The organism is Streptomyces sp. CA-106110, from assembly GCF_050936285.1.
Taxonomy (GTDB): domain Bacteria; phylum Actinomycetota; class Actinomycetes; order Streptomycetales; family Streptomycetaceae; genus Streptomyces.
Window position 1 is genome coordinate 10494190 of sequence record NZ_JBNJNB010000001.1, and the last position, 23418, is coordinate 10517607.

23 protein-coding genes are annotated in these 23418 nt (G+C 68.4%); 10 read left to right on the forward strand and 13 right to left on the reverse strand.

The annotated features are described in order from the left end of the window. Positions 1 to 182 precede the first annotated feature (182 nt). Positions 183 to 470, reverse strand: a complete 288-nt coding sequence (locus ACQEXA_RS48465; protein ID WP_432924079.1) for a hypothetical protein — start codon at positions 468 to 470, stop codon at positions 183 to 185. A gap of 54 nt (positions 471 to 524) precedes the next feature. On the opposite strand from ACQEXA_RS48465, the gene ACQEXA_RS48470 reads away from it, so the two are divergent. The 6 genes from ACQEXA_RS48470 to ACQEXA_RS48495 all read left to right on the forward strand — a co-directional run bounded on the left by ACQEXA_RS48470 (position 525) and on the right by ACQEXA_RS48495 (position 5700). After that, a complete protein-coding gene (locus tag ACQEXA_RS48470) occupies positions 525 to 1256 on the forward strand; it encodes a MerR family transcriptional regulator (RefSeq protein WP_432924077.1) in 732 nt (243 codons plus the stop codon). Between the two features lie 475 nt (positions 1257 to 1731). Beyond that, positions 1732 to 2421: a hemerythrin domain-containing protein gene (locus ACQEXA_RS48475; RefSeq protein ID WP_433133054.1), complete on the forward strand. Its 690-nt coding sequence runs from the start codon at positions 1732 to 1734 to the stop codon at positions 2419 to 2421. Beyond that, entirely contained in the window at positions 2421 to 3053 is a 633-nt protein-coding gene (locus tag ACQEXA_RS48480; protein WP_432924073.1) for a helix-turn-helix domain-containing protein, read from the forward strand. Before ACQEXA_RS48475 ends, ACQEXA_RS48480 begins: the two co-directional genes overlap by 1 nt. Before the next feature lie 82 nt (positions 3054 to 3135). After that, entirely contained in the window at positions 3136 to 3597 is a 462-nt protein-coding gene (locus ACQEXA_RS48485; protein ID WP_432924071.1) for an SRPBCC family protein, read from the forward strand. Between the two features lie 174 nt (positions 3598 to 3771). Next, positions 3772 to 4290: a GNAT family N-acetyltransferase gene (locus tag ACQEXA_RS48490; RefSeq protein ID WP_432924069.1), complete on the forward strand. Its 519-nt coding sequence runs from the start codon at positions 3772 to 3774 to the stop codon at positions 4288 to 4290. 291 nt (positions 4291 to 4581) lie between these two features. Next, positions 4582 to 5700, forward strand: a complete 1119-nt coding sequence (locus tag ACQEXA_RS48495) for a PP2C family protein-serine/threonine phosphatase (protein WP_433133056.1) — start codon at positions 4582 to 4584, stop codon at positions 5698 to 5700. Positions 5701 to 5746: 46 nt separating this feature from the next. Here ACQEXA_RS48495 and ACQEXA_RS48500 read toward each other — a convergent pair whose 3' ends face one another. From ACQEXA_RS48500 to ACQEXA_RS48525, 6 genes are all read right to left on the reverse strand, one after another. Beyond that, complete coding sequence (locus ACQEXA_RS48500; RefSeq protein WP_433133058.1) at positions 5747 to 6424, reverse strand: hypothetical protein; 678 nt, start codon at positions 6422 to 6424, stop codon at positions 5747 to 5749. 509 nt (positions 6425 to 6933) lie between these two features. Beyond that, on the reverse strand, positions 6934 to 7224 hold the full coding sequence (locus tag ACQEXA_RS48505) for a hypothetical protein (protein ID WP_432923946.1): 291 nt from the start codon (positions 7222 to 7224) through the stop codon (positions 6934 to 6936). A gap of 45 nt (positions 7225 to 7269) precedes the next feature. Then, complete coding sequence (locus tag ACQEXA_RS48510) at positions 7270 to 7584, reverse strand: hypothetical protein (RefSeq protein ID WP_432923944.1); 315 nt, start codon at positions 7582 to 7584, stop codon at positions 7270 to 7272. 56 nt (positions 7585 to 7640) lie between these two features. Further along, positions 7641 to 8420, reverse strand: a complete 780-nt coding sequence (locus ACQEXA_RS48515) for a D-Ala-D-Ala carboxypeptidase family metallohydrolase (protein ID WP_432923942.1) — start codon at positions 8418 to 8420, stop codon at positions 7641 to 7643. Positions 8421 to 8494: 74 nt separating this feature from the next. Continuing rightward, positions 8495 to 9724: a GH25 family lysozyme gene (locus tag ACQEXA_RS48520; protein ID WP_433133060.1), complete on the reverse strand. Its 1230-nt coding sequence runs from the start codon at positions 9722 to 9724 to the stop codon at positions 8495 to 8497. A gap of 795 nt (positions 9725 to 10519) precedes the next feature. Next, positions 10520 to 11581, reverse strand: a complete 1062-nt coding sequence (locus tag ACQEXA_RS48525) for a bifunctional class I SAM-dependent methyltransferase/NUDIX hydrolase (protein WP_433133062.1) — start codon at positions 11579 to 11581, stop codon at positions 10520 to 10522. 375 nt (positions 11582 to 11956) lie between these two features. Here ACQEXA_RS48525 and ACQEXA_RS48530 point away from each other — a divergent pair, with 375 nt between their 5' ends. Then, positions 11957 to 14479 (forward strand): SpoIIE family protein phosphatase, encoded by a 2523-nt coding sequence (locus tag ACQEXA_RS48530; protein WP_433133064.1) that lies wholly within the window; start codon positions 11957 to 11959, stop codon positions 14477 to 14479. A 162-nt stretch (positions 14480 to 14641) separates the two neighbouring features. Here the strand turns inward: ACQEXA_RS48530 and ACQEXA_RS48535 are convergent, their stop codons facing one another. From ACQEXA_RS48535 to ACQEXA_RS48560, 6 genes are all read right to left on the reverse strand, one after another. After that, positions 14642 to 15295: a class I SAM-dependent methyltransferase gene (locus tag ACQEXA_RS48535; protein ID WP_432923936.1), complete on the reverse strand. Its 654-nt coding sequence runs from the start codon at positions 15293 to 15295 to the stop codon at positions 14642 to 14644. Then, positions 15292 to 15930, reverse strand: coding sequence for a TetR family transcriptional regulator (locus ACQEXA_RS48540; RefSeq protein WP_432923934.1), 639 nt, complete (start codon positions 15928 to 15930; stop codon positions 15292 to 15294). Before ACQEXA_RS48540 ends, ACQEXA_RS48535 begins: the two co-directional genes overlap by 4 nt. 153 nt (positions 15931 to 16083) lie before the next feature. Then, entirely contained in the window at positions 16084 to 16980 is an 897-nt protein-coding gene (locus ACQEXA_RS48545) for an RNA polymerase sigma-70 factor (RefSeq protein WP_432923932.1), read from the reverse strand. A 69-nt stretch (positions 16981 to 17049) separates the two neighbouring features. Continuing rightward, positions 17050 to 17547 carry a hypothetical protein gene (locus ACQEXA_RS48550; protein ID WP_433133066.1) on the reverse strand — a complete coding sequence of 166 codons (498 nt, stop codon included), beginning with the start codon at positions 17545 to 17547 and terminating at the stop codon, positions 17050 to 17052. 298 nt (positions 17548 to 17845) lie between these two features. Further along, positions 17846 to 18583, reverse strand: a complete 738-nt coding sequence (locus tag ACQEXA_RS48555; RefSeq protein ID WP_432923928.1) for an SDR family oxidoreductase — start codon at positions 18581 to 18583, stop codon at positions 17846 to 17848. A 190-nt stretch (positions 18584 to 18773) separates the two neighbouring features. Further along, positions 18774 to 18920 (reverse strand): hypothetical protein, encoded by a 147-nt coding sequence (locus ACQEXA_RS48560; RefSeq protein WP_432923926.1) that lies wholly within the window; start codon positions 18918 to 18920, stop codon positions 18774 to 18776. Positions 18921 to 19435: 515 nt separating this feature from the next. Here ACQEXA_RS48560 and ACQEXA_RS48565 point away from each other — a divergent pair. The 3 genes from ACQEXA_RS48565 to kdpB all read left to right on the forward strand — a co-directional run bounded on the left by ACQEXA_RS48565 (position 19436) and on the right by kdpB (position 23371). Next, complete coding sequence (locus tag ACQEXA_RS48565) at positions 19436 to 19525, forward strand: potassium-transporting ATPase subunit F (protein WP_189308987.1); 90 nt, start codon at positions 19436 to 19438, stop codon at positions 19523 to 19525. After that, on the forward strand, positions 19525 to 21213 hold the full coding sequence (kdpA, locus tag ACQEXA_RS48570) for a potassium-transporting ATPase subunit KdpA (RefSeq protein WP_433133068.1): 1689 nt from the start codon (positions 19525 to 19527) through the stop codon (positions 21211 to 21213). Before ACQEXA_RS48565 ends, kdpA begins: the two co-directional genes overlap by 1 nt. Positions 21214 to 21292: 79 nt before the next feature. Beyond that, on the forward strand, positions 21293 to 23371 hold the full coding sequence (gene kdpB / locus ACQEXA_RS48575) for a potassium-transporting ATPase subunit KdpB (protein WP_433133070.1): 2079 nt from the start codon (positions 21293 to 21295) through the stop codon (positions 23369 to 23371). Positions 23372 to 23418 lie beyond the last annotated feature (47 nt).

Here is a 23418-nt window from a genome sequence, read left to right on the forward strand (position 1 = left end):
GTTCGGCCTTGTCGACCCGGTGCCCCTACGGATGATCCGCAGCAGGCCCTGCCCCCTCGTCGTCATCGATCTCATGGATGCATACCGGTTCGGCCATGGCGTAACTCTCTGGCCCGAGCACGCCGGCTACGGGCCGTACCCGATGGGCCGCGGCCCCGAAGGCAGTTGCGACCGGGGCGGGCTCAGTCCCTCTGTTCGTCGGCCGGTTCCTTCAGCAGTCGGTTCAGTTCGTTCCCGGCGTCGTCGTAACCGGCGTCGCAGATCCGCTGAAGCTCGCGCAGGTCGCCGGTCGCGGCCGCACGTCGCGTGAGGAGGAACCCAGCTCGCATGGACCCCTCGTCCAGCAGTTCGCTCAGTTCCTCAAGGTCGCCGGCTGCGTCGGCGAGGTCGGCCAGCCGGTCCAGAGCGGATTCGTTGCCCTCGTCGGCCAGCTCGCGCAGGGTCTCCCGATCGATGTTCATGCTCACCATGACGTCATCGTGCAACCCTGCCCTTAGGGAAAGGTCAAGTGAGATGATGCCCAGGTGATCACCATCGGGCAGCTGGCCAGGTATGTCGGCGTGTCGACCAAGACCGTTCGCGTCTACCACGACAAGGGGCTCCTTCCCGAGCCCGACCGCGACGCGTCCGGCTACAGGCGGTACAACGCGAACGACGTCGTCGATCTGATCAAGATCCGCACCCTCGCTGAGGCCGGTGTTCCCCTGGCCCGGATCAGGGACCTGAGGTCAGCGATCGACGCAGAGTTCCAGCAGGCGCTACAGGAGATCGACGACGAGCTCACCGCCCGCATCCATGACCTGCGGGCGACGCAAGGGCGTCTGCGTCAGCTCGCCGCCGGGAACCTCGCACCGCTGCCCGCCGCGGTCGGTACCTATCTGGAGCGCCTGGTCCACTGGGGATTCACCCCTCGGTGGGTAGATCTGCAACGCGACCTGTGGATTCTCGTGTTCGCCACCCAACCAGACCAAGCGATCACGCTGTTTCAGGAGCAAGCGGAGATGGTGGCCGAACCCGTGCTGCGGCAGTTCTTCCTTGACTACGACCGCGCTTACGACCTCGACGCCGACGATCCCCGCATCGACGACCTCGCCCGCCGGATCGCCGATGCGACCCGAGAACGCTACGGCGCCAACTATCGGCCCGAGCTGGATGCAGCATCCCAGATCCCTGCCCTGATTCAGGGCACGGTCAATGCCGCGTCCCCAGCATGGCGGCGGATCGACCTGCTCATCCGCGCACAACTGGACGCGTGACTCGACGTCACGGGCACATGGTTCCGGCTGTGCGCGGTGAACAGCCAGCGCGCAGCGACCTTCAGGGCGAACGGTGCCTGATGCGGCACTGGATCCATAAGAGCAGCTCCAGGGGCCGTTCAGTCGTGTGTGGCGGCAGCATGCGCTCCGCCGGGCTTCACGATGGTTCGTCCAGAGCCTGCTCCAGGCTCAGCTGGGACCGGCCGGGACCCGACTGCCCGGCATCGATCGACCCGGCCCGAGCTGCGGTGGTGCCCGTGTGGCCACGGTGGCCGTTGCGGGTGTTCACCGGCCAAGTACGCGCGGCACAGGCCCCGTTGGGGAGCCGCCGTCGCTTCTCGACCACCAGGGTGAGCACAACCGGCCGTGACTCACCGGGCCGCGGCGTGCACCCCGCGAGATTTCACTGGAACAGCCTTGTAGAGAAAACAACAGCGTTCTAGTCTCTTCTCAAGGCACCAAGGGGGAGGGCGAGATGGGAACGGGTTCGACCCAGGCCGACACGCGGATGATGGGGATCGTGCACGGCGCGCTGCGCCGCGACCTGGACCGCGTACGTGCGGTCCTGACATCCGAGCCGTATCCGGAGCACGAGCGGCGGCGCGCGCTCGGAGAACACGTCGTGTGGATGATGGAGTTCCTGCACGCGCACCACACCGGCGAGGACGAGGGCCTGTGGCCGCTGGTGCGCGAGCGCGACCCGGCTGCGGGGCCGCTCCTCGACTCGCTGGATGCGGACCACCGCCGGATCACCCCGGTGGCTGTGGCCCTGACGGCCGCCGGCCGGCGGTACGCGAGCACGGCAACCGACGAGGTGCGCGTCGAACTCCTCGCGGCACTGGACACGTTGACGGGCGTGTTGGTGCCGCATCTGGAACGCGAGGTCGATGAGGCCATGCCGGTCGTGGCGGCGGCCCTCACGAATGTCGAATGGGACGCCTGGGACCAGAAGTACAACGTGAAGCCCAAGTCCCTGAAGCAGCTCGGGATGGAGGGGCACTGGCTGCTCGACGGCATCGACCCCGAGGGCTGCCAGATCGTGGTCCATCTGGTGCCCCCGGTGCCACGGTTCATACTGCTGCGCGGTTTCGCCCGCGCCTACCAGCGTCGGACCGCGGCATGGTGGCAGCCGCAGACCCCCGCGCAGAGCGTGGTCCAGCACTGATGGCATCTGGAGAGGCGCCGCACGCCCGACGTCAGTACCGGTCACCGCGACGCGAGCAGCAGGCCGGGGAGACGAGGGCCGCGGTGCTCGCCGCGGCCGTCCGGCTGTTCGGGGAGCGGGGCTGGGCGGCGACGGGGATGCGTGAGGTCGCCCGGGAGGCGGGCGTGTCGGTCGAGACGGTGTACGCGGGGTTCCGGTCGAAGAGCGATCTGCTGGCGGCGGCGCTCGACGTCGCCGTGGTCGGCGACGCGGAACCGCAAGCGCTCGCTGAACGACCGGAGTTCGTCCTGCTCGGATCCGGGACACGGCAGGAGCGGATCGCGGCCGCCGCCCGGCTGGTCACCGTCATCCACCAGCGCACCGCGGGTATGCATCTCGCGCTCCGCGAGGCGGCGGCCTCGAACAGCGACTTGGCTGCGAAGTTGCGGGACGACCAGCACCGCCGGCGGATCAGCATCGAGCAAGGCATCACCTATGTCACAGGTCGTGCCGTGACCCGCGAGGAACTCGACGGGCTGTGGGCCGTCCTCGCCGTCGAGGTCTACCAGTTGCTCACCGACATCTCCGGCTGGACACCGCAGCAGTACGAAGAGTGGGCGGCCGGTGTCATCGACCGGCTGCTCGACGCATGACACCCACGGATGCGATCTCGAGGGGGAGAGAGAATTGGTCAGCAAAGAGAGTCGGAGCGTCGCCCCGACATGTCGTACCGAGGTGATTGTCGACGCGTCGGTCGAGGCCGTGTGGCGCGTCGTCGCAGACATCACTCGGACCAGTGAATGGAGCCATGAATGCCACCGGATCACGTGGCTCCGCGGCGCGACCACGGCGGCGCCCGGCGCGCGGTTCCGTGGGCACAACCGATCAGGCCGACTGCGGTGGAGCCGGGACTGCGAGATCGTGGCCGTCGAGGCACCCCACCGGATCACCTGGCGCACCATCGCCACCACGGTGTTCCCCGACAGCACCGACTGGACCATCGAACTGGAGCCGGTCGGCACCAGGACACGGGTAGTGCAGACCTACCAGATGAGGGACACGCCTCGCTGGTTCCGGTGGATCGCGGGGGTCATGGTGCCGATGCATCTCGACCGCGGCGACGCCCTCGCCGACGATCTGCGTCGGATCGGTACCATCGCGGCCCGCGACGCGGAGGGCGCCGCGGCGCGACAATGACATTGAGCGTTGAGGGGCAGAGGTGACGACACCGCGGGCGAATGTCAGGCGCGTCGACGAGCAGACCGGTGAGCGGTTGTGGGCCGTCGACGCACCCCGCCCCGTCGCCGTTCTTCACGCCGGAGCCCGCTCCGCATGCGGCCATCGCTTCGAACGCCCTGAGGCGGTGGCCGCATGAGCGCTCTCGCCGCCCAGGCCATCAGCACTAGGCGGCTGGACCTGTTGCCGCTGGACGTCGAGCACGCCGAGGAAATGGCGGCGGTGCTGTCCGATCCGGCCCTGCACGCCTTCATCGGCGGCACTCCGCACACGCCGCAAGCCCTGCGCAAGCGCTACCAGCGCCTGACGGCAGGCTCGCCCGATCCGGACGTCTCATGGCTGAACTGGGTGATCCGGCTCCGTGACGAGTCCTGCCTGACGGGCACGGTGCAGGCGACGGTCGACTCCTCCGGCGACGAGACCGTCGCCGAGATCGCCTGGGTGGTGGGGGTTCCGTGGCAAGGGCGGGGCATCGCCACCGAGGCAACGAGAGGACTCGTCGACTGGCTCAGCCGGCAGCCGGTGGAGACCGTCATGGCCCACATCCACCCCGGTCATGGGGCATCGTCCGCAGTCGCCGCTGCCGCCGGACTCACGCCGACCGACGAATGGCACGACGGCGAGATCCGATGGCGCCTGAGTATCAGGCGATGACGATCCCCAGGTTTTCGCTGTCCTGCAGCTGAGCGGGCGGAACACCCACTCACGGTGCCGGCGGGCGGGATGGGGCTCATCGCCGCGGCGATGACCTGGTGCAGCCGCTTCACCAGGCCGTTCCCGTTCTGCTCCGGCAACTGCGGCCGAGTGGAACGCACAGCCTGGGAGGGGCAGGTTGTACCCATGGGGTCGCTCTTCCGTTCATCTGGCCCCTCGGCGGCCGGCGGTCATAGCAGGACCCTCTTCAGGGTCGCGCAGGGTGTGCAGTTCATGGTCATACTGATCGCCGTGGGCATCGAGCTCTCGCCCGCACACGCGGTCTATACCGGTCCTGTCCTCGCCGCAATGCCGGCCTTGGCTTCGCTGGTGATGGGTCCGAGAGGCACCATCCTGGCAGCGGTCGGAGCTCTGGCCGTCACCGCGCTCACGGCCGCTCTGCACCACACCTGGGGTGGCCTCGTCTACAGCAATCTCCTGGCCGCCCTTCTGGTGTCGATCGCCAGTGTCACCATGAGCAGTCTCATGCGTACGCGGAGGCAGGCCGAGTTCGACCAGGTTCGCCGGATCGCCGCCGCAATCCAACGGGTTCTCCTGCGACCGGTACCGGCCCGGGTGGGGCCGGTGCGGATGGCGTGCATGTACCTCGCGGCGGAGACGGGAGCGCAGATCGGCGGCGATTTCTACGAGGCTGTGCCGACCCGGTACGGCGTGCGGGTGATCATGGGGGATGTCCGTGGCAAGGGGCTGCCCGCAGTGCGCTCGGCCGCAGCGGTGCTGGGGGCGTTCCGGGAGGCCGCGCACTATGAGGGTGAGCTGGAAGAGGTGATGAACCACTGCGCGGCGGCGCTCAACCGGGAGTGTGCGATGCATTGTGTGTGCGATGAGAACGGTGACGAGGAGCGGCTCGGTGAGGGGAGGGAGGAGGACGAGGCGGAGGAGTTCGCCACCGCGCTCGTGGTCCAGGTCGGTGACGAATTCGTCGTCCAAGTGGTCAATCGCGGCCATCCGCCTCCGCTACTGCTGCGCGGGGGGAAGATGCAGCACCTGACGCCCACCTCGCCCCTGCCGCCGTTGGGCATGGAAGGCCTGATGACTGAACCTCCGGTCAAGGTCGAGAGCTATTCCTTCCGACCCGGCGACCGTCTGCTGCTGCACACCGACGGCGTGATCGAAGCCCGCAACCCTGACAACGATTTCTTCCCTCTGCCCGAGGCTGTGGAGGCGGCGGCGGCCGCCTGCACCCCGCCGGAACTCCTCCAGCACCTGCACCTGGGACTGATCCGCCACACCGAGGGCTCTCTGGCGGACGATGTGGCGATGCTCGTCGTTGATCGGCTGGACGAGGAAGCAAGCGAACCGGTGGTTGGTCGAGCGGTCGGTGCCACTACCGGTCAAAGACGGCATTGAGCACTTTCCGCAACCCGGTCGCCCCTGGCTTCCGCGGGCGTCGACTTCAGCGCTCCGGCGGTGCCGTGGTCTCCGAACCGGCGGTGGGGGGTTCGGACTCCTGTCCGGGCAGCGCCTCCCAGTGGACCCGGCGCGCCCGCAGGTCGGCACGGATACACCGGGCGAGCCTTGTGGTGTCGTAGCCGTTCAGCGAGGCGCCGATGGCAGCGCCGACCATGAAGGGCGCCAGCGTGGGAATCCGGCGGACGGCGAGACGGACAAGTCGCCGGCGGAGCTCCCGTTTCACTCGAACGCTGAGCATGAGACTGACCGCGGAGGCAGCTTTCGTGACGTTCAGGCCGCGCCCCTCGGTCCACTCCGCGAGATACAGCGCGGCCCGCTGCCGTGACGTGCCAGGCGCAGGCAGGCCGTACACCTCGTGAAGTTCGGCGATGAGTTTGAACTCGACGGCTGTCGTCCCGAGGATGCCCGCGGCCAGCTCGGCGGGCATCGCCGGCGGAGTGGGCAGGGCCGCGGCCGATCCCACGCCGGCTCCCACGGCCTCGGAACCGTGCACCGCCCCGGTGACGAGGTGATCGGCGATCTCCTCCGGGCCCTGGCCGGGGAAGTGCCGACGCAATGTGTTCAGATCGCGGACCTGGACATGCGAAGCCGCCTCGATCAGCTGCTCCGCTAGAGAGGGCGAGGCCAGCGACTCCTCATGGGCCCGCGTCTCGGGCGACATAGAGCACCCTCCAATTCCCGGCGGCACCGTTCCGTCGACCGAGCCCGTGACCGCCGGTAGTCCAGTGGTTCGTGCTACGTGACAGACCAGGCCGAGCAATTGCCGTCCTTCGTAGCCGAGTGCCCCGTCCAGCGCCGATGGAGCAGGATCCGATGGATCGCTCCGAGCGGGCGGCTGCCTGCAACCCTTCGACCCGGGACACGCCGGCGGGGCCGGTCCCGGGAGAACCGGCCCCGCCGTCTGCAGGCCGCGATGCGCGCGGATGCGCCTGGACTGTCGTCGGTCGTCGTCCCAGTCGTTGTCGTCGTAGAGGGCGCAGGGCCGGGTGACGCAGCCGATCGGCAGGAAACCCCAGCCGAGGTTGGAGTCGCGGACTACCGCGGCCTGGCCGTCGCGGGTGGTGAAGCGGTACATGACCGTGCCGGACGGGGAGCCCGCGGGATCCGCCCAGTGTCCGCCGTTGGAGGTGAAGTCGGTGCCGCTTCGGCCGGTCGGTGCGCCCCGCGTCGTCAGCAGAACCAGCCGTCCTGAACCCAGCCATGGCGGTTGATGTCGCCGTAGGCGAAGCCGTATGCCCAGCCGCTCTGCTTGCTCTCCACGAGGAAGATCTGGCCCTTGTAGAGGGTGCCCATCCAGGCGCCGCCCGGGTCGGTGCGGACGTACAGGTCGTTGGCGCACACGGTCTCTCGGACGCCGACAGTGCCGGGGGAGTAGGCGAGTGCCGGCCCGGCGCCGAGCAGGAGTACGGCGCTGACCGCGGCGGCGACGGCGGCCGCACGGCCGGAACGGAATACGGACATCGGGATCCTTTCAGTGCTGTTGTGTGGGGGAAACCGGTGGCCGGATCACCAGGAGTTGTAGCCGCCGATGCACTCGATGCGCACGTAACCCCAGTCGTTGGGGCCGTAGTCGAAGGTGGCCGCCCAGCCGTTGTAGACCGGGTGCACGCCCTGGGTGTGGCCGACCTTGTTGCCGTACGTGAGGGTGCGCAGGAAACCGGTGGGGCCGGAGGCGCTGTTGTAGTTGGCGTAGAAGCTGGCCGTCTGGCACACGATGACCGCGTGCTGTGGCGGGACGTCGGCCCTGGCCGCGGACTGCTGCAGGGCGACCACCGCGACGGCGGCGGCCGCCACCGTCAGGGCCTTGTTGAGGGACTTCATGAGGCATCAACTCCACTGAGAGCAGGTGCTGATTGACGCGTTCGAACGGTGAGGGGTCACACGGTGCCGCTCTCCCACCACCAGGAGCCGGAGCCGTAGGAGGGGTACTGGACGCGGCTGTCCACGTGCTGCCAGGAATGGGTGTAGGCCTCGAGGCCGGAGAACCCGCAGGTCTCGGCGATCCGGTAGACCTGAAGGGTCGTGTGGCCGGCGACCACGATGTCCGCGGCGTCGCCGTATACGTGCATGCTGTTGGACGCGCCGCCCACCGAGGCGTTGTAGGAGACGCTGCGGAAGCCCGAGTTGATCGTGATCGCGCTGTTGCCCGCCTTCTTGCGCACGGCCTCGAGCTTGTACATCAACCGGCGGATGTTCTCCTTGACCTCGGTGGAGCCCACCTTGCCGCCACCGAAGCCGGAACCGTCGTGCGAGTAGAACTCGCTCCACTCGAAGTGCGCGGTGGAGCCGTCACTGCTCTCGAGGCTGTTGAGCACGCCTTGGGTCTGCGGGCCGACGACGCCGTCCGCCGTCAGGCCGTACGCGGACTGGAACCGCCTGACCGCACTGTCCGTGGCCGGGCCGAAGGCGCCGTCCCAGGCGATGTAGGTCTGCTGGGCGCTGGATGCGGCCCAGCCGCCGACACGGATCTGCAGTTCCTTCACATCGGCGCCGGTGGTGCCCTGTTGGACGGTCCGGGTCCACGTGTAGGCCGAGGCGCGGGACGCCGATCCGAGGTTGATGGCCGCCGCCGTACCGACCGCGGCCGTCAGGCCCAGGGCACCGCGGAGCATGCTGCGCCGGTCCATGCCGCGTCGGGCGTTTGCTGCAGGGTTCATGAGCGTTCACTCCTCGATGGGAAAAGTCCTGGCTGCAAGGGACTGTGCTGACTTTCGCGAGGGGCCTGACCAGGTCAGGCGACAAGTGCCTGCCAGGTGTTGGATCCGACGATGCCGTCGACGGTGAGGCCGTGCGCGGACTGGAAGGAGCGCACCGCGCTGTCGGTGGCCGGACCGAAGCTGCCGTCCACGGTGAGCGAGGCACCGTGCGCGTTGAGCTGGCTCTGCACCGCTTGGACCGCGGGCCCGGTGGCGCCCTTCTGCACGGTGGTGATCAGCGCCTGCCAGGTGTTGGATCCGACGATGCCGTCGGCGGTCAGGCCGTGGGCGGACTGGAAGGAGCGCACCGCGCTGTCGGTGGCCGGACCGAAGCTGCCGTCCACGGTGAGTGAGGCACCGTGGGCGTCGAGCAGGTACTGCACGGTCTTGACGCGTTCGCCCGTGGCGCCCTGCTGTACGGTGGGCCAGTTGGTGGTCGGCGGCGGCGTGTATCCGCCGCCCCGGGCAAAGGCCTGCAGGTCGGCGGAGGTGCCGTTGAAGGTGTCCTGGTCACCGGGGAAGATGCCGGAGTCGGCGTACTGCCAGATGGTCTGGCTCGACCAGCCGGCCGGCAGCGTGCCCGGGCTGCTGGAATAGCGGGCGATCCACAAGGGATTGGTGGCGCCGAAGCTGCTGTTGTTGCCGGTGCAGGTGGTCCACCAGTCGGTGGTGGTGTAGATCGTGGGATAGCGCCCGGTCTTGGCGTGGACCTCGTTGCTGAAGGCCCGGATCCAGGAGACCATCGCGCTCTGGCTCAGCCCGTAGCACGAGGACCCGTACGGGTTGTATTCGATGTCCAGCGCCGGGGGCAGGGTCTTGCCGTCGGCGGACCAGGTTCCGCCGTGGCTGGTGAACCAGTCGGCCTGCGCCACGCCGCTGGAGTTGTTGGGCAACGCGAAGTGATAGGCGCCGCGCACCAGTCCGGCGTTGTACGAGCCGTTGTACTGCTGGGAGAAGGAGGGGCTGGTGTAGGTGGTTCCCTCGGTGGCCTTGACGTAGGCGAACGCTCCGCCGTTGCTCTTGACAGCCCCCCAGTCCACCGTTCCCTGGTAGGAGCTCACGTCGAGACCGGCGGGTCCGGTGCTCACGGATGCGGCGAGGGTCGTGGCGTGCGGGACACCTCTGCCGAGCCGCTGCAGCCCGGATCCGGCGTAGTCCTGTTCCGGATGCGTCATGGCCGTGGGGACCGAGCCCGGCACGGTCTTCGCGGAGGCGACGCCGGGCAGGGAGACCAACAGGCACAAGGAGGCGGCGAGCGGTCCCACGACTGTATGACGCAGACGCAGGCCTGCACGGGGTCTGAGCCGGGACGTGGTGGCTGCGGGCATGTGTCCCTCCAGGTTTCAGGTCCGACGATCGGTGTGGCGGGTGCCGTGGCGCGCTCTGCGACGGGGGGCGTTCCGCGGCGGGGCCGGCGGCCTTGTTGCAGGGGTGCGTGGGTGCTCGATCGCCGCAAGGTGCTGCGGTACTGCGCAGTTGGGCGGTACGTGAGGGTCTGAGGCTGAAGCGGTGCCGCGGTAGCGAGGGGACGCGTGTTCCTCTCCGTGGTGTTGTGTTGCGCTCATGACAGCTCATGGAGGGACTACGCGGGTAGAGCTCGGCAGTGAATTTCTTGTTAAGGCCTCTGTGGCGCCCAACAGGTGTGGAAGCGAGGGGAGTTGTTCCCTCGTCACCGGGCCGCTCATACGGATGCCACAGCCACCGGCGGCGGGGAACTCGGCTGGTCCGGCGCCAACTTTGGCCACTGATTTGGCCACTGACCAGCAGAAGCGATTGCCCCAGCACCATCAACACTCACACGGGCCACACGTCTCGCGCGTGTCGTGTATTGGCACTAGCTACGCCGACCCAGGCAGCGGAGCGTCATGCTGCGCTGGGACGTTGACGCGGGCGAGTTACCTTGATTCACGCCCGACGCATCAGAGCGATTGTGGTCTGACGTTCCTCTTGAGCGATGTCTATTCCTCCACATGAGCGTCAGCGTTCCGGCGCCCCCGACCGGGGGCGCTCGGACACGCGCATGCCGCAGTTGCGTGACGCCGTCGGCCGCTGGGCCGTGGTCACGGTGCGTCGGCGGTCGTGATCCGGTAGCGGTGGACGGGAGGAAGGCCGGTCAGCAGGCCGGGCCGGACGGTGTCGATGACGTGGGCGCTCGGGGTGAACAGGGGCTGGGCGAGGCCGGGCAGGTCGGTGGGCTCGTGCCATTCCCATCGGTGGATCAGGTGCGGTTCGGTGACGGTGGGTTCGCCGGTGAAGGTGGTGACGGTGACGGCGGCCGTGAGGCGGGGGACGCCGTCGGTGGAGTCCATGAGGAAGGCCTGCAGCCGTGCCTCGGACGGGTCGGCCTTTAGACCCGTCTCCTCCTCCAGCTCCCGCACGGCCGTATCGAGGCAGTGCTCGTCGGCCGCGTTCTTGCCGCCTGGCAGCTCCCAGGCGCCGCGGGTCGAGTAGCCCAGCAGGATCCGCCCTACGGAGTCGGTGACGACGACGCCGACACCGCTGAGGGCGTGTGGGCTGGGCCGCCTGGTCTCGGCGCAGGCCACCTGAGGCGGGGCGGGGGAGGAGTGCCGAAGAACGATGAGGGCAAGACCGTCCGCGTCGTATCGGTCCGCAACCGACCAGTCCGCACACAGCAGTTCGAGTTCGTCCTCGTCAAGAGCGATGTCTCGCTTGTCCTTCGGTACGGCGTCGGCGACGGGCGTGATGACGCAGAGAGCACCGCCGGGGCGCAGCCGCTCGCGCACGCGGTTCATGACACGGGTGCGGTCGCGGATGAAGGCCCAGCTGAGGCGGAAGGTGATCAAGTCGTAGGCCGCATGGGGCAGGCTGTCGAGACTGTCCCGTTCGATGTCGAACAGCCGGTACGTCACCGCGGCGGAGGGGTCCCGTGCTTCTGCGACGGTGAGTGAGGAGGGTGCGTAGTCGACGGCGTCGACCTGATAGCCGAGGTGGGCGAGGTGGCGGGCGAGTGCGCCCAGCCCGCAGCCGATGTCGAGGGCGAGGCCGTCCTGCGGGGGCGGGGTGTGCTCTGCGAGCAGGCGTCGCTCGGCGTCACCGAGGTCGCGGAAGGTGTTGCCGCCGGCGTAGTGAGCGTCCCACTCGCCGGGCGTTGTGTATCCCACCGGTAAGGCTCCTTGTCTGGCCCAGGGGTGATCAGGGGAAGGTGTGGGTGCGCAGGGCGCGCGGGGTGTTTTCGATGAGTTCCAGGTGGGCTGTGCTTCTCGTGCGGTGTGGCGACGGGGAGCGTGCCGGATCGCGGTATCGGTGGCGGCTGCCGTGCTGTCACAGAGCGGTGCGCTATCCGGTCGAGGGTGCAAAAGGTGCAAATCGATTCGGTTCGATACCTGCACCTGCTTCCGGAACCGAGCGCGGAGACGAGGCACGTGTTGCCGCAGGTGTTCGCCTCGCCGTGATTCTGGTGGCCGCAGTCGTCTGCGGCTCGGCTGCCCGTACCTCATATCACTCCTTTCCCTCGCCTGAGTGAGGAGGGCAGTCCGATGACCACGACCAGCATCGACAATGTGACGCTTGGTGACCGTAGGGACACGGGTGAGACGTCCGAGTCGGTTGTCGCGATGATCGACGAGCAAGGGACGGTGGTCGCGTGGACGCAGGCCGCCCAGCAGCTGCTCGGCTACTCCGCCGGGGACGTGGTGGGCCGGTCTGTGGCACTTGTACTGCCCCGCCCCGGGGGAGCGCCGACGACATCGGCGTTCGTCGGGCGATGTCGTGCCCGACATGGCTGGTCGGGCACGACGGCGGTGCGCCACCGGGACGGCCGCATGATCAACGTCAGCCTCAGGGTCTCGATGCTGCGGGGGCGGGACGAGGCAGTGCGGTGGCTCATGACCGTGGCCTGCGTCGATACGCCGCTCAGGGCAGCGGGGAACGGATCGGTGCGGGAGTCGCTTCTTGCCCGTGTGCCGATCGGCATCGTCGTTCGTGACCTGGAGCTGCGCTGTGCCTGGGTGAACGACGTCGTGGAGAGCCATGAAGGTGTTTCGCGCGACCGGCTGCTCGGTCGTCGATTCACCGATGCGCTGCCCGGTCTCAAGGCCGGAGCGCTCGAGGTGATGATGCGGCAGGTGCTGGAGAGCGGCGCCACCGGGGTTCACGAGTACCGGACGTGGCCGATGACGGGCCCGCGTCGGGAGCACACATTCGCGGCTTCGTTCGTCCGTCTCCAAGGAGCCGACGGCCAAGCACTGGGCGTATGCGCTGTCAGCGTCGATGTCACTGCGAGAAGGCGGGCCGTCGAGCGTCTCGTCCTCCTCGGCGAGGCCGGTACGCGCCGGGGCGGCACCCCTGATGTGATGCAGATCAGCCAGCAGTTGGCGGAGCTTGCCGTGCCCCTGTTCGCCGACTTCGCGGCCGTCGACCTGGAGCAGTCGGTCCCGTTCGGCGAGGGGCGCCAGGTCCGCCCCGGTCCGATGGGCGAGCGCCTCCCGGTGTTCCGGCGTGCCGGTGTGGCCTCGATCCACCAAGGGGTCTCCGAATCCCCGTGGATGCGTGGTGAGCAGGTCCTCGTGCCGTCCGCTCCACCCTTCACCGATGTCCTGCGCACGGGGCGGTCCCACCTGGTGCCGATCCTGGACACCGTTCCCGGCACGTGGATCGACCGGGACCCGGCGCGCGCGCAGAAGATCCATGAGAACGGCATGCACTCCCTGATGGTCGTACCCATCCGGGTGCGGGGTGCCCTGCTGGGCGTGGCGCTGTTCATCCGCACCCAGAACCCGGTTCCGTTCCAGGACGTCGATCTCCTACTGGCCGAAGAACTCGTCAGTCGCGCCGCGCGCTCGTTGGACAACGCCTGCCAGGACGCCCGTGAACGCAGGGCGGCCCTCGCGCTCCAACGCATGCTGCTGCCGCACCACTTGATGGGCGGTACGGCGGTCGAGGCGGCCGCGCGCTACCGGCCCGCCGACCTGCGGCACGGTGTCGGAGGCGACTGGTTCGATGTGATCCCGCTGTCGGGTGCCCGGGTGGCGCTCGTCGTCGGCGATGTGGTCGGCCACGGTCTCCACGCCGCCGCGACCATGGGCCGGCTCCGCACCGCAGTCCGCACGCTCGCCGACATGGAACTGCCCCCCGACGAACTGCTGACCCGTCTCGACGACACGGTCCAGCGACTGGCCGAGGAAGACACCGACGCCCCGGACCGGACGTCCGCGCAGGCAGGCGCCACCTGCCTGTACGCCGTCTACGACCCGGTCACCCGGAAGTGCGCCATGGCACGGGCCGGGCACCCCCCGCCCGTGATCGTCGATCCGGAGGGCCGCGCGGTCTTCCCCGACCTTCCCAGCGGAACACCACTGGGCATCGGCCTGGGCGGTGAGTTCGAGGCCGTGGAGCTGGAACTGCCCGAGGGAAGTCTGCTGGCCCTGTACACCGACGGCCTGATCGAGACCGGCGGCAACGACATCGACGCGGGGATGCGCCGTCTGGAGACCGCCCTGTCGCAGCCGGGTCGCTCCCTGGAAGAGCTCTGCACCCGCGTGACGGAGACCCTTCCGAGGCAGGCGCCGTGCGACGACGGCACCCTGCTCCTGGTCCGGACCCGCTCACTCGGCACGAACCAGGTCGCCTCATGGATGCTGCCGGGTGACCAGGCCTCCGTCCGCAGTGCCCGGCACTTGGCGGCCCGCCAGCTGACCGAATGGGGTCTGGACGGTCTCGAGGACGCCACGAATCTGATCATCAGTGAACTGGTCGGCAACGCCGTCCGCCACAGCACCGGTCCCATCGGTCTGCGTCTGATCCAGCATGAAGCCCTGACCTGCGAAGTGTTCGATACGAGCGCCCGCTGCCCGAGTCTGCGCAGCGCACGCACCGTCGACGAGAGCGGCCGCGGTCTCTTCCTGGTGGCCCAGCTGTCCCGCAGGTGGGGATTCCGCTCCGTACCCGGCGGCAAGGTGGTCTGGGCCGAGGAGGACCTGGCCGGCACACCCCCGACCGAACCGGCCCCCGGCACGCCGTCCGCATTCGAGGAGCGAACGGTCCACGCCTCTCTGTCGTGATCGCACACAGCCGTGCGACGGCCCTCTCCAGGTCCCTGACGAAGGAGTCCAGCCACGGATCCGACACGGCGCCGAGCGGGGCGGGGGCCATGTGGCCTCGTCCGACCCGAAGCGTCGCTGCGGCCCGGGTCCGACGTGCATCGCGGCACCCGCTCTGCGTACCTACCCGGCCGGCTTGGTCGCCGCGATGCGCTCCACGGTGCCGGCCTTGAGCCGTTGGGACTCCACGACCTCTAGACCGGCGGCTTCGACGAGCGGACGCTGACGGCGGGTGAAGTGCTCGCCGGCGGCGCGGATCGTGATCTGCTCCAGCAGCCACTGGACGGCGTAGAGAGGCGGCCAACTGCTGCCGATGTGATCGAGCAGCAGAAGGGTGCCCCCGGGCTTGAGCACGCGGGCCATCTCACCGACCGCCCTGGCCGGATCGGGGATGGTGCACAGCGAGAGCGCACAGACGACCGTGTCGAATGTGCCGGCCTCGAAGGGAAGCGCTTCCGCGTTGCCCTCACGGAGTTCGGCGTCGACACCAAGATCGGCTGCGCGCTGAGAGGCAATGGCCAGCATGGCCGGGCTCAGCTCGATCCCTGTGATGTGCGCGTCGGCCGGATAGAAGGGGAGGTTGCGGCCGGTCCCAATGGCCACCTCGAGGACGCGGCCGTGCGCGCGGGAGCCGATCCACTCCCGGCCACCGCCGAACTGGATGCGTTCGAAGAAGGCGATCTGCTTGTCGTAGACGGGCGCGGCCTTGTCCCAGACCCTGCGCTGCCTGGCGGCGGGGGTCTCAGATGCCTTGGGGTTGGTTCCGCCGCTGGTCATCGGGGCGATTTCTCCTCTGCTGCGGGGCTGGGAAGGGAACAGTGCACATCGCACGCGACAGCGGCTGTGATCACACCCATGACGGCCTGGCGAACACGTGCGGCTGCCAGGGCGGGCTCGGGCTGACCCGCGTCGAGCCACGCGATGATCGCCTCGATCGCGAGAACCGGAGCCAGTTGCGCCGCCCACCGGGCCACGGCCCGGTCGGGAACGAACGCGGAGACCTGTTCCAGGACGGCGGCGGTGGTGTCGGCGCGGAAGTCCTGGATGCGCTCCTTGAACTCCGGTTCGCGCAGGGCGTGTTGGAACAGGAGGCGAAATCCCGCCGGTGACTCGGCCGCGGCGGCCAGCAGTCCGTCGACGCTGGCGTCGCCGAAGCCGCCGACCGGCTCGCCAACGTGTGCGTCCAGGCGGTCGCACATGCGGTCCGGCACCCCCTGGTACAGGTCGGTCTTGGAGTCGAAATGCCGGTAGAGGATCGACCGGGTGATGCCTGCCTGTGCCGCGATGTCGTCCAGGCTCGTCGCTGCGAACCCGGACCGGGCGAACGCCTCCGCCGCTGCCGCGAGGATCTGCTCGCGGCGCTCGGCCCGAGGCAGCCGCTGCACCGGCCTGGGCTTCCGCGGGTCGGACACGCCGGCGCTCCTTCACTCCTGGTTGGCGACTCGGGAATGTACTACCGCAGGTCTACAAGAGGGAACCTCCGGCCCTCCGGGCCGAAGCCGAGCGGATCAAGGACGCCGAAGCCCCGCGGACCCCTACCCGCCCGCAGCCGTGCGGGATCGGGCTCAGGAGGCCATGCCGGCGAGCTTCGCCGGATTCATGATCCACATCAGCTGGTCGATGCCTTCATCAGTGACGTTCACCGTCATGACGGCGATCACGTTCCCCTCGCTGGACAGGCGCATCGCAGCCTGGCCGTTGACCGTCACCGGCTCCACCGTGACCCCGACCCAGAAGCGGTCGGCGAACGCGTGGTAATACCGCGCCACACGATGACGGCCTTCGACGGGGAACTTCGACGCACGAACGGCGCCTCCACCGTCGGAGTACGAGACGACGTCCTGTGCGAACAGCTCCTCGAGAGCGGCCACATCGCCCACCTTCGCGGCCGCGATGAACGCCGTCAGGAACCGCTGATGCTCGGCGGTCGCGACCGTCGCACGTTTCCCCGCGGCCAGCAGCTTCCGCGCCCGGCTTACCAGCTGGCGCACGTTCGCCGTCGTCTGACCGATGATCTCTGCGATCGCCTCATACGGGTAGTCGAACGCCTCTCGAAGAACGTATGCCGCCCGTTGTGTGGGGGTGAGCTTCTCCAGCAGCATCAGCACCGCGACCTCCAGAGCTTCCCCGCGCTCGGCGCCCAGAGCCGGGTCACTGCTGGTGTCGACCGGCTCGGGCAGCCACGGACCGACATAGGTCTCACGGCGGACCCTTGCGGACTGCAGGGCGTTGATCGCGAGCCTTGTCGTGGTCGTCGTGAGAAACGCATGCGCGTTGTGCACCTTGGACCGGTCGTAGGTCTGCCAGCGGATCCAGACGTCCTGAAGGATGTCCTCCGCCTCGCTGACAGTGCCGAGCATGCGGTAGGCGATCCCGAACAGACGACGGCGGATAGCGTAGAACACAGCCGCTGCCTCTTCGAGGCTCTCGGCGTCTTTCGCTGGATCATTGTTCGACGGCACTGTTTGAAACCTTTGCTCCTCGACGAGTTGGCCGACGGCCTGATCTCGCGCACGGGTGCTGTGATGGTGTCAGGGATCGGCGGGACGAGCTGTCGTTGTCCAGCCCCGGACCGACCTGCGAGGGTGACCCGCAGCGATGGGCCGAGCTCTGGGCAGCCGGACCGGGTGGGGCGGCGGCGGGTCTCGCGACGCTTGAGTGAGGCCTCGATCATCGCGCGCGCTGCGGTGCCGCGTGTGAGCGAGGCTGATTGCGGCGAGGAGGACCTCGTCGGCGCGGACGGCGACGCGGCTGCCTCCCTTGAGGCCGCAGCCGTAGGCGCCGAAGACCAGGTGCGCGTCCACGATCAGCCCTGTGACATACGTGTCGGCGAGGGCTCGGACGCCGAGGGGGGTGGCGCGCCTCGCAACGGTGCGCGGGGTCTCGGCGGCGTGTACCGCGTGGGCCGTGCAGGGGCGGGGGTGCTCCCCGAAGAACCACTGGGATCTGGGGCACTGCTCATCGCGGGCGAAGGGCATGCCGGAGAGCTCGCGGACGGACAGGGCGATCCGCCGTTCACGGGCGTGCATGTGTGCTCCTCGGCCGGTACGAGACGTGCTCCTCATAGCTAGGACCGCGTAGTCCGTCGAGGGGTGCCTCGACCGTGCCGAGGCGGCGACACAGCACCCGAACGGACGGCAGGAGCCGTGAGAACCGGACGGCGGCCGGGCCGGTGCCGGGGAGGCCGTCCGGGAGCGGTAACCGCTTGAGCGGTCGGGCGATGACCCATCGGAATCCGTGCACGCCGAACAGGCGGCAGGTGTGCTGCCGCCTGTTCGGCGTACGACCGTGCCGGCGATGGCCAAGTCGTCCGACCGGAGGTCGCCGTTAGTGCTGGGACAGCCAGTCGGTGTAGTGGGTGGCGGCAATGCGGGCTTCGTTCGTGGCGGTGAGGACGTCACCGTGTGCGGCGGCGAACATTCCGGCGGTGTCATCGGTGACGACGCGGCGTCCGTCGCCTTTGGCGGTGATCGTGAGCCGGCCGAGTTCGTCGAGGGGATAGACGTCGGGCCCTGCGATGTCGAGGACGCCGTTGATCGGGGTGCCGGCGGCGATCTCGGCGACAGTTCGGGAGACGTCGGCAGCGGCGATCGGCTGCAGCGGTGTACGCGGCAGGCGGACGGTATCGCCCTCGGTGGTCATGGCCAGGGTCGCTTCCATGAACTCCATGAACTGCGTGGCACGGACGATGGAGTAGGGGATCGGGCCGGCCTTGAGGATGTCTTCCTGGAGTACCTTCGCCTGGTAGTAGTCCAGGTCGGGCACCTGGTCCACGCCGACGATGGAGAGGATGACGAAGTGCCCGACGCCCGCCTTCTCGCTCGCGGCGAGGAGGTTGTCCATCGAGGTGCGGAAGAAGGCGGCCGAGGTCTCGTCGAAGGCCGGGGAGTTCGTCAGGTTGATGACGGTGTCGGTGCCCGTCACGGCCTCGTCCAGGCCCTGGCCGGTGATGATGTCCACGCCGGTGGACTGGGAATGCGGGACGGCGTGATGGCCTGCCGAGTTCAGGTTCTTGACGACCTGCGACCCGATCAGCCCGGTGCCGCCGATGACTGCGAGCTTCATGGCATGGTCCTCCTTGCGGGAATTTTGTCCGATATGCGTCCGCGTGGCATTCTTTCGCCGGCCTCCCGGTGGCGGCGTGCAGGCACCGCACCGGCCGAGCGTGTACGGTGCCTGTCCGCGAAGCGTTCGTCTGTGCCACCGGTGGTGATCCCGCTGGTTCGACGGCCGGGAAGCGCGGCCCTCAGCGCTGTCAGAGGTGAGAGAGGCGGCCGATCTGGGCGAGGATCTTTTCGCGGTCGTCGACTCGTGCGGTGCGGGGCACCGGCTTGGCCTGCGGATCCTCCTCGTGCAGTCGGGGACGTACGACCAGATCGTCGCCACAGCGGTCCAGAGTCACCCGCACCTGCGTACCTGACTCACGCATGGCACGCACGGCTCTCGCCGCACTCCACACGCCGGTGAATCCTCCACTGATGACAAGGACGTCCTTCGTGCGCTCTCCAGCGCCGTATTGATCCACGCACCCTCGACAACACGGCCAGGCGCCGTGTGACAAGAGGAGTACGTGACGTGCGTCTCCCCGGGGCGATCCCACCGATGCGCTGTGCGTCATGGCCCGCGACAGGCCGGGCCGGCCGGTCGGGCGGCGGCCCGCACCACCGGGGACCGGAAACCGTCCGTCCGTTCTACGGTGCCCATCCGCGCCGGAGGGCTCCTCGTCGATCGCATCCCTGACCGGTCGCATGGCCCTTTGGGCCCGTTCACTCTTTTTCCACCGGCCGGGCCGGTGCTTTCACCGCGCGGCTACCGGGGACGGCGCCAGGCTGCGTGCGTGGCAGATATCTGGGTTGTGATCGGAATCGTCGGTTTCCTGGCCGCCATGCTCGGCCTGATTCGGTGCTTGGAGCGAGTGTGAGCGCGACTGACGTCCTGCTGTTGGTTTTGTCGTTCGTCATGTTCATCTATCTGGGCGTGGCGCTGTTCAAGGCGGAGCGATTCTGATGGCGTTCGCATTGACCATCGTCGTGATGGTCGTCGTCCTGGGGCTGTGTTGGCGGTTCCTGGGGTCGTACATGGTCGCGGTGTACGAGGGGCGTTCGCGCTGGCTCTCATGGCTGGAGCGGCCGATCTACCGTGCGCTGAAGGTGTCACCGGAGTCGGAGCAGACGTGGCAGCGCTATGCCGCGTCCGTGGTCGGCTTCACGGCCGTGGCGCTGCTGGTCACCTACGGCATCTTCCGGCTTCAGGGGTCTCTCCCGTTCAACCCGCAGCACTTCGGTGCGGTGCGGGCGGACACGGCGTGGAACACGTCCGTGTCGTTCGTGACCAACACGAACTGGCAGTCGTACTCGGGTGAGACGACCATGTCCTATCTGTCGCAGATGGGATCACTGGCGGTACAGAACTTCCTGTCCGCCGCGGTCGGAATGGCGGTCGCGATCGCGCTGGTGCGCGGTTTCGCCCGCAAGGGATCGCCGACGATCGGCAACTTCTGGGTCGATTTCGTCCGCGGCACGGTCTACGTGCTGCTGCCGATCTCGTTTGTGGCGGCCCTGGTGTTCATCGGACAGGGTGCGGTGGAGACGCTGGCCGGTGCGGCGCCGATCCACAACGAACTCAACGGTGTCAGCCAGGTGTTGGGCCGCGGCCCGATGGCCTCGCAGGAGGTCATCAAGCAGCTCGGTACGAACGGCGGTGGCTTCTTCAACGCCAACGGTGCCAACCCGCTGGAGAATCCGACCGGTCTGACGAACCTGATGTCGGTGCTGCTGATCCTGTGCATCCCGGTCGCGTTCACCTACGTGTTCGGCAAGATGGTGTTCAGCACCCGCCAGGGTCTGGCGATCCTCGCCGTCATGACGGTGCTGTTCGCCGGCTGGCTGACGATGGCCGCGGTGGCCGAGCACCAGGGCAGCCCGGCCATGGCCGCTGCCGGTATCAGTGACGCCGGCATCGGAAACATGGAGGGCAAGGAGACCCGGTTCGGGGTGCTGTCCTCGTCGCTCTACAACGTGACGTCGACGCAGACCTCCACGGGATCGGTGGACTCGGCGGCGGACTCGTACACGCCGATCGGCGGGTTCGCGATGCTGACCGGCATGATGCTCGGTGAGGTCAGCCCCGGCGGTGTCGGGACCGGGCTGTACGGCATCCTGCTGTTCGCGGTGATCACCGTGTTCATCGGCGGCCTGATGGTCGGACGGACACCGGAGTACCTGGGCAAGAAGATCCAGGGCAAGGAAGTGAAACTCGCCGCCCTCGGTGTGCTGGTCATGCCGATCACGGTGCTGGTGCTGACCGCGATCGCTGCCGCGATCGGTGTCGGACGGGCCGGTCCGCTTAATGCCGGGCCACACGGGTTCTCCGAGATCCTCTATGCCTACACGTCGCAGACCAACAACAACGGTTCCGGGTTCGGTGGTATCAGCGCGAACACCCCCTTCTACAACATCACCGGCACCATCGGGCTGTTGCTGGGCAGGTTCGGGATGATCATCCCGGTGCTGGCGCTGGCCGGCAGCCTGGCCGCGAAGAAGCCCGTCGCCGCGGGGCTCGGGACCTTCCGCACCGACAAGCCGATGTTCGTGGGCCTGCTCACGGGTGTGGTCCTCATCGTGGGCGCGCTGACCTTCCTCCCGGCCCTGGCCCTCGGCCCGCTGGTCGAGCAGGTCAGCCACGGATTCTTCTGAGGCGTGTGAATCCGGTGCGTGCTGAATGCGTAAACCCCCTGTCACCGCGGTCGTTGCGCGCGTGGAAAGGAATGCTGTGATGCAGGACGTTCGTGTCCTTGACAAGTCGGCTGCGGGGCCAGGTGCACCCGACGGGCCGCGCGGCGTGGTGAACCGGCGCAGCCTGTTCGACCGACAGATCCTGCGGCAGGCCGCGGTGGACTCGGTCCGCAAGCTCGACCCACGCGTGCAGATCAAGAACCCGGTCATGTTCGTGGTGCTGATCGGCACCGTGGTCACCCTGATCGAATCGATCGCGCACCCCAGCGTGTTCACCTGGCTGGTGACCGTATGGCTGGCGCTGACGGTGCTGTTCGCCAACTTCGCCGAGGCGATGGCCGAGGGCCGCGGCAAGGCGCAGGCCGACACCCTGCGTCGCACCCGAACGGAGACCAACGCCCGCCGGCTGGCGGCCGACGGTACCGAGGAGCGTGTCGCGGCCGGAGACCTGACCACGGGGGATGTCGTGGTGTGCGAGGCCGGGGACGTCATCCCCTCCGACGGCGAGATCATCGAGGGCGCGGCGTCGGTCGACGAGTCGGCGATCACCGGCGAGTCCGCCCCGACGATCCGCGAGTCCGGCGGCGACCGTTCCGCGGTCACCGGCGGAACCCGGGTGCTCTCGGACCGCATCGTCGTGCGCATCACCGCCGAGCCGGGACAGACGTTCCTGGACCGGATGATCCACCTGGTCGAAGGGGCCAAGCGGCAGAAGACCCCGAACGAGATCGCGCTGGCGATCCTGCTCGCCGCGCTCACGATCATCTTCATCCCGGTCGTGGTCACGCTGCAGCCGATGGCCAGCTTCTTCGGCACGCAGGTGTCGGTGGTCATCCTCATCGCGCTGCTGGTCTGCCTGATCCCGACCACGATCGGTGCGCTGCTGTCCGCGATCGGTATCGCCGGCATGGACCGGCTGGTGCAGCGCAACGTGCTCGCGATGAGCGGCCGCGCCGTCGAGGCCGCCGGTGACGTGCAGACCCTGCTGCTGGACAAGACCGGCACCATCACCCTCGGCAACCGGATGGCGTCCGCGTTCCACCCGGTCGGCGACCACAGTGAGGCCGATCTGGCAGAGGCGGCACAGCTGGCGTCGCTGGCCGACGAGACGCCGGAAGGACGATCCATCGTCGTCCTCGCGAAGGAGCGCTGCGGGCTGCGCGAGCGTGACCTGGGCCCGTCCCACACGTTCGTCCCGTTCACCGCGACCACCCGGATGTCCGGGCTGGACATCGCCGGCCGGTTTATCCGCAAGGGCGCCGCGGACGCCGTCAAGCGCTGGGTCGGCGAGCAGGGCGGAACCCTGCCGTCGGAGCTGGACCCGATCGTCGAACGGGTCGCCAAGGCCGGTGCCACCCCCCTGGTGGTCGCCGACGGCCCCGAGGTGCTCGGCGTGATCGAACTCAAGGACGTGGTCAAGCAGGGCATCGCCGAACGGTTCGCCGAGTTGCGTGCCATCGGTATCCGCACCGTGATGATCACGGGTGACAACCCGCTCACCGCAGCCGCGATCGCCCAGGAGGCGGGCGTGGACGACTACCTGGCCGAGGCGACTCCGGACAGGAAGATGCAGCTGATAAAGGCCGAACAGGAAGGCGGGAAGCTGGTCGCGATGACCGGCGACGGCACCAATGACGCCCCCGCCCTCGCACAGGCCGACGTCGGCGTGGCGATGAACACGGGCACCACCGCCGCGAAAGAGGCCGGCAACATGGTCGACCTCGACTCCAACCCGACCAAGCTCATCGAGATCGTCGAGATCGGCAAGCAGTTGCTGATCACCCGCGGTGCCCTGACGACGTTCTCCATCGCCAACGACATCGCGAAGTACTTCGCGATCATCCCGGCGCTGTTCCTCACGACGTTCCCGCAGTTGCACGCGTACAACATCATGGGCCTGCACAGCCCGACCTCGGCGGTACTGTCCGCGGTCATCTTCAACGCGCTGGTGATCGTCGCACTGATCCCGCTGGCCCTGCGCGGCGTGCGGTTCCGGGCGGCCGGCGCGACGGCGATCCTCCGCCGCAACGTACTGATCTACGGCGTCGGCGGGCTGATCGTCCCGTTCATCGGGATCAAGCTCATCGACCTGATCCTGACCGCCCTGCATGCCTACTGAGACCCGCATGCCTACCAACAACCGCACCTCAAGAACTGCATTGCCCA